The following is a 14340-nucleotide window of genomic DNA, read 5'->3' on the forward strand; positions in this document are numbered from 1 at the left end:
ACCTCGTGATTCGTTATCCGACTTCCATCTCGTGCAGCAGCTTGTACTCGACGGCGTCGACCAGCGCCAGCCACGAGGCTTCAATGATATTCTCACTGACGCCGACGGAGCCGAAGTAGCCTTTGCCGTGCTCGTCGTGCCAGTCGATCACGACGCGCACCTTGGCGGCCGTCTCGGCGGCGGTGTTCACCACGCGCACTTTGTAGTCGACCAGGTGCAGGTCGTCGACGCCGGGGTGGCGACGCCGCAGCGCGGCGCGCAGCGCGCCGTAGAGCGAATCGACCGGCCCGCCGCCTTCACAGACTTCATGGTGCGCCTGGCCGTCGATCGTCAGCTTGACGGTGGCTTCAGTGACCGCCTTGCCGGCGTTGTGCTTCTGGATGATGCAGCGGAAGTGGTCCAGTTCCCAGAACTGGCGATACCACTTGCCGGCGAGGGTCTTTCGCACGAGCACGTCGTAGCTGGCCTCGGCGGCCTCGAACTGATAGCCCTGGCTTTCCATCTGCATCAGGGCGTCGAGGACCTTCTTCTGCGCCTGGCGGTCGGAGGCGATCCCGAACCGCGCGTCGGTCAGCGCGGCGATGTTGCTGGTGCCCGAGAGCTCGCTGACGAGGATGCGTCGCGTGTTTCCGACGACGGCCGGGTCGACGTGCTCGTACGTCACCGGGTTGCGACGCACCGCATGCACGTGCATGCCCGCCTTGTGGGCGAATGCCGCCGAGCCGACATAAGGCTGGTCCGGGCGGAAGTTCAGATTCGTCACTTCGTAGACGTAGCGGCTGACTTCCGTCAGGCGCACGAGGCGGTCTTCGCCCAGGCAGCGGCGGCCGTACTTGAGCGTCAGCGCGGCGATGACGGCGATGAGGTCGGCGTTGCCGCACCGCTCGCCGATGCCGTTGATGGTGCCCTGGACGTGGGTGGCCCCGCCCGCGACGGCCGCCAGCGAATTGGCCACGGCCAGTCCCGAGTCGTTATGGCAGTGAATTCCCACGCGGACGTTGGGCAGGGCGGCGCAGACTTCCGAGACGATCTGCTGCACGTGGTCGGGTCGGGAGCCGCCGTTGGTGTCGCACAGGGCCAGGCAGGCGGCGCCGGCTTCGGCGGCGGCCTGCAGGGCGCCCAGGGCAAAGGCGCGGTTGGCCCGCCATCCGTCGAAGAAGTGTTCGGCGTCGAAGATGACCTCGCGCCCTGCCGCGACGCAGCAGGCCACCGAGTCGGCGATCATCGCCTTGTTTTCCTGCTCGCTGACGTCCAGCACGTCGCGGGCGTGCAGGTCCCAGCACTTGCCGACGATCGTGATGACGGGGGCGCCGCTGGCCAGCAGGGCTTTCATGCCCACGTCGTCAGCCGCGGCGACGCCCTTGCGGCGGGTCATTCCAAAGGCGGCGATTTTCGCGCTGGCGATGGTGCGTTCCTTGACGGCCGAGAAGAAGGCTTCGTCCTTGGGGTTGCTCAGCGGGTATCCGCCCTCGATGTAGTCCACGCCCAGCTCGTCCAGGGCGCGTGCGATGAGCACCTTGTCTTCGAGGGAGAGGCTGACGCCTTCGGCTTGCGATCCGTCGCGGAGGGTGGTGTCGTATATCTGGATTCTGGGTTGTTCGTTGCTCATGGGTGTGTCCATGTATTGGTCGTCAGTGTCGGAAAAAGCAAAAGGCCCCGAAGCCTCAGCCCCAGGGCCTGCACGCGCTGCCACTTCCGGCGTGCCCTAGGGCCAGGCGCGTACCACGATAATATCCGCGCGGACGCCGACCCCAGCGCGGGCAGGCAAGACAACTCCGGCCGGGTTGTGGGCGAACATCCGCATCGGGACCTCATTGCCATCGAAGAACGCGCACGATGGTTTGAAGATTATCGTTCCAAGGGGCCCGTTCGTCAACGAAGAAAGGGAAAGCTCCCGCCTCAGGGCCTCAGTCCCACACCAGCGCGGTCGTACTTGCCATGCCGGGTCGTCTCGTCGCTCCAGGGCGATGCCGTTCCCTTGGCGGCTGTGCCGGTCATCATGTTGCAGTATTTGTCCGATGTATGGTATAATGACGTTGTGCATCCGGAAGTTCCGGGGGCGAATTGGATTCGACCGGACGAGTCTGGGTGTCGGTGGCGTGCCGAGGTTCTCAGGAGGCCTCGTAAAACACCTGGGACTATTTTATTTGCCAAGCCTCAACTGGCAATGGCAGCTTAATTAAGCTGTCCGCTCTGGGTCTCGCGCCCGCGAGGGGCTCAGGGTGAAAACTAGCGGGCTTACCAAACGAGAGTGGTCTGGTTACTCGCGAGGGACATAAGGCCAGGCTGGCTGTCGGATGACCGTGTCGATTCGGGCCCCGGCAGCGACATTAAATAACCGACTACGCACGTAGAGGCCGCCATCAAGCCGTCACGGGACGCGGGTTCGATCCCCGCCGCCTCCATTGAAAAGGCCCGCTCAACGCGGGCCTTTTTTTTGCTGTCGCATCCTCTCATGTGGCTGGCGACTTAGGCCCAAACAGCAGAAGGATAATGATCCCGATGATGATCAGACCCAAGGCGATGGCCATGAAGAGGAACAATCCCTTGTTGCCGTGAAACGCCGAGCCAAACTGGTCTTTCTCTACAGACGCCCCGAAGCGCTGCATCAGGTGGCGGTGCATCGGCGCGGGGTCGGGGGCCTGCAACGGGCGAAAAAAAAGCCACTGGCCGCTGGAAAGAGCGATCGAGTACAGGTTGCCGGACTCCTCGACTCGCAACCGGCGGCCTTTCACCGGCAGCGTGAAAATCTTCGTCTTGGCGGTTGCCGCTCCGATCAGGGCCCCGATGACGCCAAACATGACGCCATAGTTCATGGTCTTGCCTTCGATCACGATCTTGTCGGGATGAATCGCGAGCTTCCCGACGCAGCGAAGATTGCCCCCGGCCCGCGGATCTTTATGCACTGCAAATGCCACGGAAAATTGATGAACCTTCGGGGCCGGCGCCGGAACGGCAGCGGCCAATTTGTCTAAGGCGTCCATGGCAGTTCCCAGAGAAGAAGAGATAAGCTTTGACTTCCAGAAATGTTAAACCGCCTCGGAAGCCAAGTCAATTCTGCTGTCAGGGCCTTCTGTGCGGCGTGGACGTCTCGCCATGCTACGGGAGCGGCATTGCTACTTGCGAGCGGCGCGCGACACGTCGCTGCTCACGCTCTTGCGCGTCGCAGGAGCAGAGCTGCGCCACGGCTTGGGCGAGCGGGATATTTCCGCCGTTACGATTTGCGGGGCGGCAGCTGGGGCGTACGCCGTGTCGCGCCAGAGGAGCTTGGCGCCTTTGCGGTGCATGAACATCGCCCGCACGAGCATGCTCGCGACGATCATGCAACTGAGCGGATAGAGCAGCCCGTAATACCACGGCCAGCCGCCCATGGAATAGAAGCGGCAGACCATGATTGCTTCGGCCAGCGAACCGGCGGCGGCGATCGTCGCCAGGGCGTACCAGGCCTGGCCGGCGTCGGGCCAGATGGCCCAGGCGCCCAGGCCTGCCGCGGCTAACACATAGCAGGTCAACCCCACGCCCACCAGCAGGGCCAGCGCGGCGGCCAGGTGCGCCGGACCGTCAAAGACGCCGAAGAAGATCCGGTTCCACCCGCGGAGGATCTGCTCCAGCGTCGAGTACATCCGCACGCCGACCAGGCCCTGCGACGGCGTCACGGTCAGTCGCAGGCCGCTGCTTTTGACGCGCCGGGCGATGTCCATGTCGTCGATGAGGCTGGCCTTGAACGCCTCGTGCGTGCCGATGGCTTCATACGCGCTGCGGCGGATGAGCATGAACGCCCCGTGGGCGGCCACCACGTCCGTGTTGGGATTGTTGGCCCGATGCGGGGGGAAGTGGAACATCAGCAGGGCTGCGCAGATCGGCTGGATCAGCCGCTCCCAGAACGTGAGCATCTCCAGGTCTGGCATGAGGGTCAGCAGGTCGCTGCGGTCCTGCTGGGCGTGGGCCACCGCCAGCGTCAGGGCGGTGGGGCATCGCAGTCGGCAGTCGGCGTCGGTCATCAGAATCCAGTCGCCGCTCGATGCGGCGATACCGCGCTGCATCGCGTGGTTTTTGCCGGCCCACCCGTCGGGCAGGGTCTCGACGTGGATGACCTTAAGCCGCGCGTCGTCGCCTGCCAGGCGCTGGAGAATCTCCCGCGTGCGGTCGGCGCTGCGGTCGTCGACGACGATCATTTCGAGGTTGGGGTAATCCTGCGTCAAAATCGAGCGAACGCAGTCGGCGATGGTGTGCTCTTCGTCCTTGGCGGCCACCACGATCGAGACCCGCGGCGTCTCGGTCAGCGGCTGGTTCTGCCACTGCGGCGTGAGGCGGAAGATCCGCCGCCATAGCGGCACGACGGCGATGTTGCGGACGATCCAGATCAGTGTGACAACGCCGGCCAGAACGATCAGCAAAACCATCATCGAGTTCATCCCCCTCCGGCGTGTTCGTATTGGCGGCAGAGGCCGGTCTATTCCGTCAAATCGCTGTGGGGCCCGTGTGCGAAGCGAAGCACCTGGGTCACCCGAACGACCACGCGTCGCTGCACCTGCGGCATGGCCGGCACGGGCTCGGCGGCAGGGTCGTAGCCGTCCATCACGTCATAGGCCTCAATGCCTTCAACCTCGCCGAGCAACTGGAACCCGACGTCGGCGGCCCGGTCCCACACCACGGCGGCCAGGCGTTTGTTCACCGTCAGGTTCTGAACCGTTCCCGGACAGAACCATTCAATGATGTCGATGGTTCCGCCGTCGCGGAAGGTGGCGCCGCCGGCGGAGGCGATATGCGGCTGCCCCAGGTCCGAGGCGGTGGCGACGATGACGAAATCGGTCTTCGCGGCCAGTTCGCGCGCCTGTTCGAACAGTTGCTGGTTCATGGACTCCCCCCGATCGGCCCGAGCGGTCAGGGCCTGAGGTAAGTGGCGAACCATTGCCCGGCGTAGCGTGCGACCTGTTCGAGGGAACCGGGTTCCTCGAACAGATGCGTGGCTGCGGGTATGGTGATGAGTTTCTTTTTGCTCCGGAGCAGGTGCAGGGCGTGGCGGTTGAGCTCGAGGACGGTCAAGTCGTTGCCGCCGACGATCAGGAGCGTGGGCGCCTGCACCTTGGGCAGAAAGTCACCGGCGAGATCCGGTCTGCCGCCGCGCGAGACGACGGCGCGCACGGCGGGTCTTTCAGCCGCCGCCGCCAAGGCCGCGGCGGCGCCGGTGCTGGCGCCGAAGAGCCCGATCGGCAAGTCGCGCGTGCGGACCTGGGCGCCCAGCCAGTCGATGGCCGCGATCAGGCGCCCCGTCAGCAGCGAGATGTCAAACCGCAGGGCGCCGCCGCGCTGGTCTTCGACGTCCTCGGAGGGCGTCAGGAGGTCCATCAGCAGCGTGCCCACGCGCGACTGCTGAATCTGTTCGGCCACGTAGACGTTGCGCGGACTGTGGCGGCTGCTGCCGCTGCCATGGGCGAAAGCCACCACGCCCAGGGCGTGCGGCGGAAGGATGAGGTTGGCTTCAAGGCGGACACCCGCGGCGGGTATGGAAACGGCTGTCGGGTCGGAACGGGTGGTCTGGGCCATAGTGCGATTCCCCCTTCGTCGAACTACTGTTGAGCGGCGTGTTGTCGCTGCTGAGCATGTCGCCGGAGCAGTTCGATGACTTCGTCATCGCTGGACTGCTCGAACGACTGGTACCACTGCCCGATGGCGCTGAACCCCAGCGGCGTCTGCGGGCAGACGATCTCGTCGACGTCCTCGGCCAAGACCGCCACTGTGCCCGGCGGAGCCACCGGCACCGCCAGCACCAGCCGCCCCGGGTTCGCCTGCCGCATCGCCCGCACGGCGACCCGCGCCGTTCCGCCGGTGGCCATGCCGTCATCGACCAGAATGACCACGCGACCCTCGATCTGGGGCCCAGGTCGGTCGCCGCGGTACATGCGGCTGCGACGCTCGAGTTCGGCGCGCTCCTGCTGCTCGACGCGTTCGATGTAAGCCGCCGGCACGTGCAGGGCGGCGATGGCTTTGGAGTCGAGATATCGCGCCCCCCCGGAGGCGATGGCCCCTATGCCGAACTCAGGATTATACGGGGCGCCGAGTTTGCGAACGATCAGCACGTCCAGTTCGGCATCGAGTTCGCGCGCGACCTCGTATCCGACGACGACGCCGCCGCGCGGCAACGCCAGCACCAGCGCGTCTTTGCCTCTGTAATCGCTGAGGGCCTGAGCGAGCTTCCTTCCGGCGTCGGTCCGGTCCCGGTATACCATTGTCTTCTCCCCGACAGCAAACGTTCCATCAGGATTGTAGTCTTCTCGATGGCGGCGAATGGGGCTCAACGATAAAGTAATTCCAGTCACAAAAGGACTGTTTCATGGGATTGTCCCCCGACCCCCTGACCGGCAGCCGCGGGTTGAGGTCTTGTTCGCCGCGTGCGGCGTCTTGTACAATGCGGTGATGGTCACTCCTGCAGGAAAGCGAAAGAAGAAAGCCAAGATCGTCGGCGTCGGACTGGACAACGACGACGGCCACGTCCGCGTCACGCGCGGCGAGAATTTTGAGTTGGTCGGCGGGTCCGATGAGACGCACCAGACGATGCAGGAGAAGTGCATCAAGTTCAACGAGAAGCTCGGCGACCGGGGCAAACAACTCGAGGACCTGGAGCCCCAGGAGTTCCTGGATATCGCCCACCAGGTGCAGATGCTGCCGCTGGCGCTGCGCCCCCGGCCGTCGTAGTCGCCCGACGCGGCCTGCGGTCCGGGCGGTCGCGAAAAAAAATTCTCCATTTTTTGTATTGTCCGGAAAGGCGACAGAGTGCAGAATATAGTTGCTAAGAGAGGAACTGCCGGTCGGTGATGGAGCGACGCTGACAGGTTCCCGTCGTTAAGCAGTACCGGTTACAACTCAATCAAGCGAAGAACAGTTTGTTGCGTTCGACGGAGGCCGTTTATGCGCGGATTTCGTCCAAGTCGGGTTTCAGGAGTACGGGATCTCTTTGACGATTCCGAAGGGACAAAAGAGGAAAAGGTGTACCGCTACATGGCACGGGCCCAAGCGGGTCTGCCACTCTTTGATCCGGAGGAAGAGGAAGAGGAATCCCCCCGGCGCCATGAGCGCCATGTTGTTCAGAAAGCCTGAAGCCTGCAGGCGGGCATGCCGACCATGCCCCCTGGAATAATTTTTCCCTGTTGACCCGTATTACGATTCGGCGTAATACTATTATCATGTCTGCGGGACCCATGCGGCCCGCTTCCCTGAACGGAGCCCCTTGTGATGAGCCTGCCCCTGGCGATGCACATGGCCGATGGTCTGTTGAGTAAGGAAGTCGCCTTCGTTACGCTGCTGCTGGCGGGGGCGGCGTTGGCTCTTGCCAGTCGCAAAGGACGCTCGCTGGCGGCAGAGAAAATGCCCGTCATGGGCGTCATGGGGGCGTTTGTCTTTGCCGCCCAGATGATCAACTTTCCCATCCTGCCCGGCGTCAGCGGGCACCTCGCCGGCGGCGTGCTGCTGGCGATCGTGCTGGGGCCCTGGGCGGCGGTCATCGTGATGGCCGCGGTGCTGATCGTGCAGTCGCTGCTGTTCCAGGACGGCGGGCTGCTGGCGTTGGGGTGCAACATCATCAACATGGGCGTCGTGCCATGCCTGCTGGGGGCCTGGATCTACCGCCACGTCGGCGCAGGCGCAAACGCCAGACCCTGGCGGCGATACCTGGCCACCTGGGCGGCGTGCCTGGCCGGCGTAACCGCTGGCGCGGCCTTGGTCCCCCTGGAGGTCTATGCCTCCGGCGTGCTGCAGATTCCCCTGGGGCGGTTCACTGCCGTCATGATCGGCCTGCACTTGCTCATTGCCCTGGTGGAGGGTCTGATCACGTTTACCGTGCTGGCATACCTGCAGCGAGTACGCCCGGCGGTGCTTGGGCAGGCTTGCCCCGAGGGGGCGCTGCCCTGCGCGGCGCTAAACATCAAGGCAGTTGCCGCCTCGATCATCATCACGGCGTTGTTCCTGGCCGGCGTGGTGAGTTGGTTCGCCTCGCCGCATGATGACGGTCTTGAAGCGGCCCTGCAAAGCCAGCATTCTCCTGCCGCTCAGGCCACGACCGACCCGCTCGTCCAGAGCGTGCAGGCCTGGCACGAGAAGATCGCCCCGATGCCGGACTACTCCCTGGGCGGCGCCGCCGGAGCGGCTGAAGAAGAGGTCTATCCAAAAGTCGACGCCCGCGGCAGCGTCGCCGGGATCATCGGCACCATCGCCACACTGGCCCTGCTGCTGGGTGTCTCGATCGTCCTCAAGCGGCCGCGGGGGCGCGGCGCTCGCCGCGGCGCCGCGCCACTGGGCGACGCGGTCTGACCGGCGTGCATCACAGCCACATAGACCGGTTCGCCCAGGGTGCCAGCGTCGTCCACGCCCTCGACGCCCGCACGAAGCTGCTAGCCGTTCTGGCGTATGCGGCCGTGCTCGTCAGTTACGACCGCCACGCGTTGTGGGCGCTGGCGCCGATGTGCGTCCTGCCGCTGGGGATGCTCTGGCTGGGGCAGGTGCCGCTGTGGTTCGCCCTGCGGCGGGTGGCCGTGCTGAGCCCGATGATCGCCGTCGCCTGCCTGGTCAGCGCGTTTATGAACCCGCAGCTATTTCGGCTTGGGCTGGGTCCGTGGCATTTCACCCTCAGCGGCGGGCAGATCACGGCGATCAACATCGCCGCAAAGTTCGTCCTGGCCCTGCTGGCGCTGACGGCGTTAACGGGTACGACGCCATTTTCGCAGTTGCTTCAGGCGATGCGCCGCCTGGCCATGCCGCGCCTGCTGGTGATGCAACTGGGCCTGGTGTACCGCTACCTGTTCGTGCTGATCGACCAGGCGATGCGCCTTCGCCGCTGCCGCGACCTGCGGGCGGGGCAGGCGGCGCCGCTGGGGCGCAAGTTGGCGGCCGCCGGCAGCATGGCCGGATCGCTGCTGGTGCGGACGATCGACCGCTCGCAGCGCGTGGACCTGGCGATGCGGGCGCGGTTGTTCGACGGCTCGTCGCGCAGCCTGGCGACGCTGCGCTTCACCTGGACCGACGCGGCCGCACTGGCGGCGGTGGGGGCGTACCTGGTCTTCTGCCGCCTGATTTACGCGAAGGTTCTTTGAGATGAGCGAACTGCTGGACATCCGCGACCTGCACGTGAGCTACCACGACGGCACCGCCGCACTGAAGGGTCTGAGCCTCTCGCTGGCGGCGGGGGAGAAGGTGGCGCTGATCGGCCCCAACGGCGCGGGCAAGACCTCGCTGCTGCTGGCGACCGTCGGGGCTCTGCCCTTTGGCGGCCGCATCGTCGTCGACGGCATTGAACTCAAGTCACGCACCGAGGCGCAGGTTCGCAGCCGCTGCGGCATGACGTTCCAGGACCCGGACGACCAGCTCTTCATGCCCACGCTGCTGGACGACGTGGCCTTTGGTCCGCTCAACCAGGGGCTGGACCCGGCCGCCGCACGCGAGCAAGCGCTGGCCGCCATCGCCGCGGTGGGCCTGCCGGGCCTGGAAGGCCGCAGTGGCCACCACCTCAGCGGCGGCCAGAAGCGCCGCGCCGCCCTGGCGACTATCCTGTCGATGCAGGTCAAGCTCTTGCTGCTCGACGAGCCCGGCAGCAGCCTCGACGCCCGATCACTGCGCCACCTGGCCGACCTGCTATCCGCCCGCAGCGAGGCCATGCTCCTGGCCACGCACGACCTGGCCATGGTCCGCCGCCTGTGCTCGCGCGTCATCCTGATCGACGACGGCCGCACCGTCGCCGCCGGCCCGACATCCGCTATCCTGGACGACCACGCCCTGCTCGTGCGGCACGGTCTGGCATAGCGGCCGCTATGTTCGCCGGTACCGGTACGCGTTATACCACAATTGTACTTCCTTGCACTTTGTTGTACTTTTCACAGCGAATTCTGGGGAAGTACAATGCATTACTATTGACAGTGGTATCGAAGGTCAGGTGTTGTACCGGTAGCATTAATGGAATGATGGAATGATGGAATGAAAGCCTCACCGCCCGGTCGTCATGTAGCTCGAGCAGAGCAACGGCGGCTTTAGCGCGAATATCCGCCCGGGGATGCTTCAGGAAACCGGCAACAGGCAGAACGGCCCTCGGACTTCCGGTTCGTCCGAGTCCCGCAATGGCCCACGGATGATAGAGGTTGGCGTTGGACCTGTTCTGGAGGACGGCCAGAAGGGGATCGACGCTCTTGTCCCCAAAACTCAGGACCGCCTGAAGCATCTCTGCTTCGCTCGCGCGAGGTATGGCCTCGACGATAGGCTGTACAGCCTGATCGTCGCCCAGTTCGGCCAAGGCTTTCGCGGCCGCGACGAGCAGGCCTGCTCTCCTGGTCTTGAGTATTTCAATCAGCGGGGCGATCGCCCTCTTGTCCATGTTCTTGGCCAGGCCCGCCGCGGCTGCTTCACGGACCCATTCCTCTTCGAAAGCGTCCTGTAGCACACTCAAGAGCACCTTGCCGGATTCCTCTCCACCAATGGCAGCGAGGTCTTCGACGGCGCCCTTGCGGGTCTCCCAATCGTCCGCTTTAAGCAGGGCAGCCTTGGCTTCTATCTCCTTGGACGAATCGCCTCCGGCTAAAACCGATGTCCATACGGTCGCAGACATGACTGCTATTGCCAGCATGAAGGTGCGTGCCATATTCGATTCACTCAGTGTAGTGTGGCGTTCCTGAAAATGCACCGGAAAAGCACCTCAAAAGCGCCTAATCGCTGACTATTCCGACTTTCGGTGCGAGTTGCATATTCCGAATGCCCGGTTCCCAATTCCCGGCTCCCGGTTCCTGTTCCAGCCAGGCGGGGCGGCCTCAGCGCAGGCGGGTGCGCATGTCCATGAAGGCCTTGGCTCGCGGGTCGCCCTGGGAGGGGGCGTAGCCGGCGTGGCGGCTGGTGACGGCCGCCTGTGCTTTCTTGACGCGTTCGCTGGTCAGCGGGTGGGTCTGGAACATTTCGGCGAACTTGCTCTCGTCCTTTTCGCCCAGCGACATCAGGAACTGCAGCGTCTCGACCATGCCCCAGGGGTTGAACCCTGCCCGCTCCATATAGGCGATGCCCAGATCGTCGGCCTGGTATTCGTCCTTGCGGCTGTACTTGAGCACGGCCATGTTACCGACGACGGAGGTGGCGGCCTTGGCGATGTCGGCTTTGTCGCCGGCGAGTTGTCCGGCCAGTTCCACCAGGAGTCCGGCGCCCATCTGCCGCTGCATGCCCTGGATGTTGTGCCGCGCGCAGATGTGCCCGATCTCGTGCCCGAGCACGGCCACGAGCTGCCGCTCGTTGGTCAAGCTGCCGAAGAGGCCGGCCGTCACGAAGACCTTGCCGCCCGGAAGCGCAAAGGCATTGGGCGTCTTGGTGGCGACGAGCTGGAACTCCCAGGGCAGCTCCGGCCGATCGCTGACGGCCGCCACTTTCTTGCCCAGCGTCTGCACGTAGTTCTGAAGGGCTGCGTCAGGCACCTTGCCGCCGAACTCCTTCTCGAACTGCGGCGCCGACTCGATGCCCATCGCCACTTCCTGCTGCTCGGAGATGAGGCTCAGCTCGGGCTTGCCCGTGACGGGGTTGACACTGCAGCCCGCCGCTGCCGACAGCACCATCGCCACGACCGCAACATTCAGAACGAGACTCGTCCGCATGGTGACTCTCCTTGTATTTGACCGGGCCCAGCCTACCGCGCCCCCCAAGCGGCCGTCAAGCGGGGGCGAGCCGGATTGCAGGTTTGCGACTTTCGAGGAAGAGCCTGTTGCGTGTCTCTTAGATCGCCGCGATCCTGCTACGGTACGTCTTCCAGACATGGGCATCCACTGCCGGGGGTGGGAGTCGAACCTGCCTGCCGGCAGGCAGGCCCACACGGGGCGTAAGCCCCTCGAGATTTTGAACCTGCCCGCCGTGGCGGGCCTGCCCGCGCATCATTCACAGGATGGGTAATTGTTTCGAATCCATTCTCGGCCAGAACCAGTCTTCAGCTCCCGCTCTCGTTGCCGTGCTTGGATCCGGCTTGGGAAGACCTCGCTGTGGATCACGACAAACGGCCCTCTGCCTCTTGTGGATAAATTGTAGCCTCTATTGTGCTGAAGAAGCCTGCGCTCAAGATTATCCGTTAGCCCGATATAGAGCTGTCCGTTCTTGATGCTTCTCAAGACATATGTTGTCCAGACCTGCTTCACCCACTGCCGGGGGTGGGAGTCGAACCCACACGGGGCGTAAGCCCCTCGGGATTTTGAATCCCGCGCGTCTGCCAGTTCCGCCACCTCGGCGCTTTGCGTTTCAACCCCTACAAGTATAGCGTTTTCGCCTTATTTGCAAGGGTTTTCACGTCGGCCCGCATTGTCGCCTATCCGTCCATTGGAGTCTACAGGAATCGGGGAAAATCTGCCAAGCCACCAGCAGAGAACGCATTTGTCTGATTGGAGTAAATGCGGCCTTCGGCAACAACGCCCATAATATCGCATGGGAGGAGTGTTTTGAATTGACATATCTCGAATGCGTGGTAGCATGCTTTGAGTCGTATTCCTGAGCAATTGCCCCGTTGAGTGTCCCAGGAGAAGCCGCCGGCGAATCAGAGGCGGTTGGGAAGCAGAGACGGAGGCGGGCATATCTGTTTCGGGAAAAGTTCCACTTGTACTGATCCCAGGCCTGTTTTCATGGTCCAATCGAAAGGAGCCGGATGATGCGTATGCGCGGACTTATCGCAGTGGCCGTCATGTTGACGGTAGTAGGCGGCGCTCAGGGCGGAGCCTACCTGATGATCACGGATTTCCACACCACCGGGGTGCTGGATGAGCAGGGAACACAGGCCAACGCCATTGACCTCGAAGCCGCGGGCAATGTCAAGACGCTGGCCCAGTTCAAGCAGGACGTGGCCACGGCCTTCAATAACGGCCTTGGCGGCGTGATTACCTTCGACGACCCGATGGGCTACATGAACGACTCGGGCCCCAAAGTCATCGGCTACGGTACGGCCGGCAGCGGGCGCGGGTACAACTTTACCGGCGGAGCTGGACTGAACAACAGCAATTACATGGACGAACCGCTCAAGGCCCTGTACGGCGTCAGCCAGGACAAGACTCTGCAGATCGGGGTTGCCCGCTGCCTCGAGGCCTGGACGCTGGGCGCCTCCTATGTGGGAGTCTCGGGGCCGAGCGTCCTGAACCCATCGGTCAACGGCGGTGCCACTTCCTCTGCCTCTGGGGCCTGCATGACGCCGGAAACGAACTACTGGAGCGGCGACAACAGCAAGGAAACGCTCAGTTTTGGCGCCGGCGTGGTGGAACTGAGTTTTGTGCTTCTGTCAGCCACGCAAAACGTTAACGTGTGGGTAAAGTACGCCGATGGCAGCCTTGGCGATGTCCGCACGATCACGCAGACCGCGGGCGAGGATGTGTTTGTTCATTTTGCCGGTACGGCAGGCAACAACATCGTCGAGATGACCTGGGACAGCGACGTGGCGCGTCCGGCCATTGACGACATGGCCTTCCTGATGACCGGCTGGGACACTGTCCCAGAACCGGCGACCATGAGCCTGATGGCTATGGGTGGGCTGGCGGCTTTGATCCGTCGCCGCAAAGCTTGATACGGAGAGGTAGGCGTTAATCTCAGCGGGCGGTCTTCGGGCCGCCCGCTGTACGCGCAGGCAAAATCTTTGAGAGCTACAGCGGGGGCATGGGGGGCGGGGGGCCTTTTTGCCCTTCGACGTGCCACTGGCGCATCTTGCGGGAGTAGTCCCACTCGATCAGGTAATTGTTCAGCTCCTGCGACAGGGCCTTGTTGTCCGTCGAGAACTCGAAGGGGTAGCGCGTGATTGCAGTCAGCGCCCGCTGGATCGCGCGGCGGGCCAGGGGAGACTGTTCGGTTTTGAGCGCCTCGATCAGGTCCGGGATCGAGTAGAACGCGTTGAGCGAGCCCAGCGAATTGGCGGCCGAGGCGCGAACCTGCTCGTGCGGGTCCTTGAGCAGCCCCCGCAGTTGCGGGCAGTACTTCGGGTCCTCGAGCTGGCGGATCGGGCGGGGGGGCGTGATCTGCCGGATGGCGACGGCCGCCGCCTGGCGGATCTGGTGCTGGGGCGACTTGCCCGCTTCGACGATCACCTCGTCACGGCGCGGCCAGTCTTTCACTTTGGCCAGCGCCATCACGGCGGCGGCGGAGATTTGCGGCGCGGGGGAGCGTGCGGCCTGGGCGAGCAGTTCGCCGCTGCGGTTGGTCTGCATGGCCGCCAGCGTGTCAGCGGCGGCAAGGTTGCCGGACATCAGCGCCTCGGCCAGCGAGGCCTCGTTGCGGCGGTGTGCGTAGCCCACGGCGGCGCCGATCACCACCACCAGGGCCAGGCCCGCCAGCAGGATTTTCAGGCGCCGGGACATCATTGCA

The 14340-nt window shown here is 64.1% G+C and carries 15 protein-coding genes, 1 tRNA gene and 1 other RNA gene; 6 read left to right on the forward strand and 11 right to left on the reverse strand.

From position 1 onward, the window contains the following. Positions 1–13: 13 nt before the first annotated feature. Positions 14–1609, reverse strand: a complete 1596-nt coding sequence (cimA, locus tag ABFD92_20235; protein MEN6506870.1) for a citramalate synthase — start codon at positions 1607–1609, stop codon at positions 14–16. A 446-nt stretch (positions 1610–2055) separates the two neighbouring features. Here cimA and ssrA point away from each other — a divergent pair. Then, positions 2056–2408, forward strand: a transfer-messenger RNA (tmRNA) gene (ssrA, locus tag ABFD92_20240). A gap of 45 nt (positions 2409–2453) precedes the next feature. Here ssrA and ABFD92_20245 read toward each other — a convergent pair. From ABFD92_20245 to ABFD92_20265, 5 genes are all read right to left on the reverse strand, one after another. Further along, positions 2454–2984: a hypothetical protein gene (locus tag ABFD92_20245; protein MEN6506871.1), complete on the reverse strand. Its 531-nt coding sequence runs from the start codon at positions 2982–2984 to the stop codon at positions 2454–2456. 132 nt (positions 2985–3116) lie between these two features. After that, positions 3117–4406, reverse strand: coding sequence for a glycosyltransferase family 2 protein (locus ABFD92_20250; protein ID MEN6506872.1), 1290 nt, complete (start codon positions 4404–4406; stop codon positions 3117–3119). Between the two features lie 47 nt (positions 4407–4453). Then, positions 4454–4858 (reverse strand): pyridoxamine 5'-phosphate oxidase family protein, encoded by a 405-nt coding sequence (locus ABFD92_20255; GenBank protein ID MEN6506873.1) that lies wholly within the window; start codon positions 4856–4858, stop codon positions 4454–4456. A 26-nt stretch (positions 4859–4884) separates the two neighbouring features. Further along, on the reverse strand, positions 4885–5547 hold the full coding sequence (locus tag ABFD92_20260) for a dienelactone hydrolase family protein (protein ID MEN6506874.1): 663 nt from the start codon (positions 5545–5547) through the stop codon (positions 4885–4887). 23 nt (positions 5548–5570) lie between these two features. After that, positions 5571–6230 (reverse strand): phosphoribosyltransferase, encoded by a 660-nt coding sequence (locus tag ABFD92_20265; protein MEN6506875.1) that lies wholly within the window; start codon positions 6228–6230, stop codon positions 5571–5573. Positions 6231–6417: 187 nt separating this feature from the next. Here ABFD92_20265 and ABFD92_20270 point away from each other — a divergent pair, with 187 nt between their 5' ends. From ABFD92_20270 to ABFD92_20285, 4 genes are all read left to right on the forward strand, one after another. Beyond that, entirely contained in the window at positions 6418–6696 is a 279-nt protein-coding gene (locus ABFD92_20270) for a hypothetical protein (protein MEN6506876.1), read from the forward strand. Between the two features lie 537 nt (positions 6697–7233). Further along, positions 7234–8307, forward strand: coding sequence for an energy-coupling factor ABC transporter permease (locus tag ABFD92_20275; GenBank protein ID MEN6506877.1), 1074 nt, complete (start codon positions 7234–7236; stop codon positions 8305–8307). 5 nt (positions 8308–8312) lie between these two features. Then, entirely contained in the window at positions 8313–9086 is a 774-nt protein-coding gene (cbiQ, locus tag ABFD92_20280) for a cobalt ECF transporter T component CbiQ (GenBank protein ID MEN6506878.1), read from the forward strand. 1 nt (position 9087) lies between these two features. Next, positions 9088–9792, forward strand: a complete 705-nt coding sequence (locus ABFD92_20285) for an ABC transporter ATP-binding protein (protein ID MEN6506879.1) — start codon at positions 9088–9090, stop codon at positions 9790–9792. Between the two features lie 31 nt (positions 9793–9823). Here ABFD92_20285 and ABFD92_20290 read toward each other — a convergent pair whose 3' ends face one another. The 4 genes from ABFD92_20290 to ABFD92_20305 all read right to left on the reverse strand — a co-directional run bounded on the left by ABFD92_20290 (position 9824) and on the right by ABFD92_20305 (position 12233). Continuing rightward, the gene (locus ABFD92_20290; GenBank protein ID MEN6506880.1) at positions 9824–10621 is read right to left on the reverse strand and encodes a HEAT repeat domain-containing protein; all 798 of its coding nucleotides are present in this window, start codon (positions 10619–10621) and stop codon (positions 9824–9826) included. 166 nt (positions 10622–10787) lie between these two features. Then, positions 10788–11612, reverse strand: coding sequence for a M48 family metallopeptidase (locus ABFD92_20295; GenBank protein ID MEN6506881.1), 825 nt, complete (start codon positions 11610–11612; stop codon positions 10788–10790). Between the two features lie 273 nt (positions 11613–11885). Next, on the reverse strand, positions 11886–12143 hold the full coding sequence (locus ABFD92_20300; protein MEN6506882.1) for a GIY-YIG nuclease family protein: 258 nt from the start codon (positions 12141–12143) through the stop codon (positions 11886–11888). 4 nt (positions 12144–12147) lie between these two features. Beyond that, positions 12148–12233 (reverse strand) — tRNA-Leu (locus ABFD92_20305). A 419-nt stretch (positions 12234–12652) separates the two neighbouring features. Here ABFD92_20305 and ABFD92_20310 point away from each other — a divergent pair. Beyond that, a complete protein-coding gene (locus ABFD92_20310; GenBank protein ID MEN6506883.1) occupies positions 12653–13549 on the forward strand; it encodes a PEP-CTERM sorting domain-containing protein in 897 nt (298 codons plus the stop codon). Between the two features lie 76 nt (positions 13550–13625). Here the strand turns inward: ABFD92_20310 and ABFD92_20315 are convergent, their stop codons facing one another. Beyond that, positions 13626–14336, reverse strand: a complete 711-nt coding sequence (locus ABFD92_20315; protein MEN6506884.1) for a HEAT repeat domain-containing protein — start codon at positions 14334–14336, stop codon at positions 13626–13628. Positions 14337–14340 lie beyond the last annotated feature (4 nt).

Source organism: Planctomycetaceae bacterium, assembly GCA_039680605.1.
Lineage (GTDB): Bacteria > Planctomycetota > Phycisphaerae > SM23-33 > SM23-33 > JAJFUU01.

What these genes read in the sequence shown, in the direction of transcription:
- cimA (MEN6506870.1), bottom strand. Translation starts at nt 1,609, where the DNA reads ATGAGCAACGAACAACCCAGAATCCAGATATACGACACCACCCTCCGC.
- ABFD92_20245 (MEN6506871.1), bottom strand. Translation starts at nt 2,984, where the DNA reads ATGGACGCCTTAGACAAATTGGCCGCTGCCGTTCCGGCGCCGGCCCCG.
- ABFD92_20250 (MEN6506872.1), bottom strand. Translation starts at nt 4,406, where the DNA reads ATGATGGTTTTGCTGATCGTTCTGGCCGGCGTTGTCACACTGATCTGG.
- ABFD92_20255 (MEN6506873.1), bottom strand. Translation starts at nt 4,858, where the DNA reads ATGAACCAGCAACTGTTCGAACAGGCGCGCGAACTGGCCGCGAAGACC.
- ABFD92_20260 (MEN6506874.1), bottom strand. Translation starts at nt 5,547, where the DNA reads ATGGCCCAGACCACCCGTTCCGACCCGACAGCCGTTTCCATACCCGCC.
- ABFD92_20265 (MEN6506875.1), bottom strand. Translation starts at nt 6,230, where the DNA reads ATGGTATACCGGGACCGGACCGACGCCGGAAGGAAGCTCGCTCAGGCC.
- ABFD92_20270 (MEN6506876.1), top strand. Translation starts at nt 6,418, where the DNA reads ATGGTCACTCCTGCAGGAAAGCGAAAGAAGAAAGCCAAGATCGTCGGC.
- ABFD92_20275 (MEN6506877.1), top strand. Translation starts at nt 7,234, where the DNA reads ATGAGCCTGCCCCTGGCGATGCACATGGCCGATGGTCTGTTGAGTAAG.
- ABFD92_20285 (MEN6506879.1), top strand. Translation starts at nt 9,088, where the DNA reads ATGAGCGAACTGCTGGACATCCGCGACCTGCACGTGAGCTACCACGAC.
- ABFD92_20290 (MEN6506880.1), bottom strand. Translation starts at nt 10,621, where the DNA reads ATGGCACGCACCTTCATGCTGGCAATAGCAGTCATGTCTGCGACCGTA.
- ABFD92_20295 (MEN6506881.1), bottom strand. Translation starts at nt 11,612, where the DNA reads ATGCGGACGAGTCTCGTTCTGAATGTTGCGGTCGTGGCGATGGTGCTG.
- ABFD92_20310 (MEN6506883.1), top strand. Translation starts at nt 12,653, where the DNA reads ATGCGCGGACTTATCGCAGTGGCCGTCATGTTGACGGTAGTAGGCGGC.
- ABFD92_20315 (MEN6506884.1), bottom strand. Translation starts at nt 14,336, where the DNA reads ATGATGTCCCGGCGCCTGAAAATCCTGCTGGCGGGCCTGGCCCTGGTG.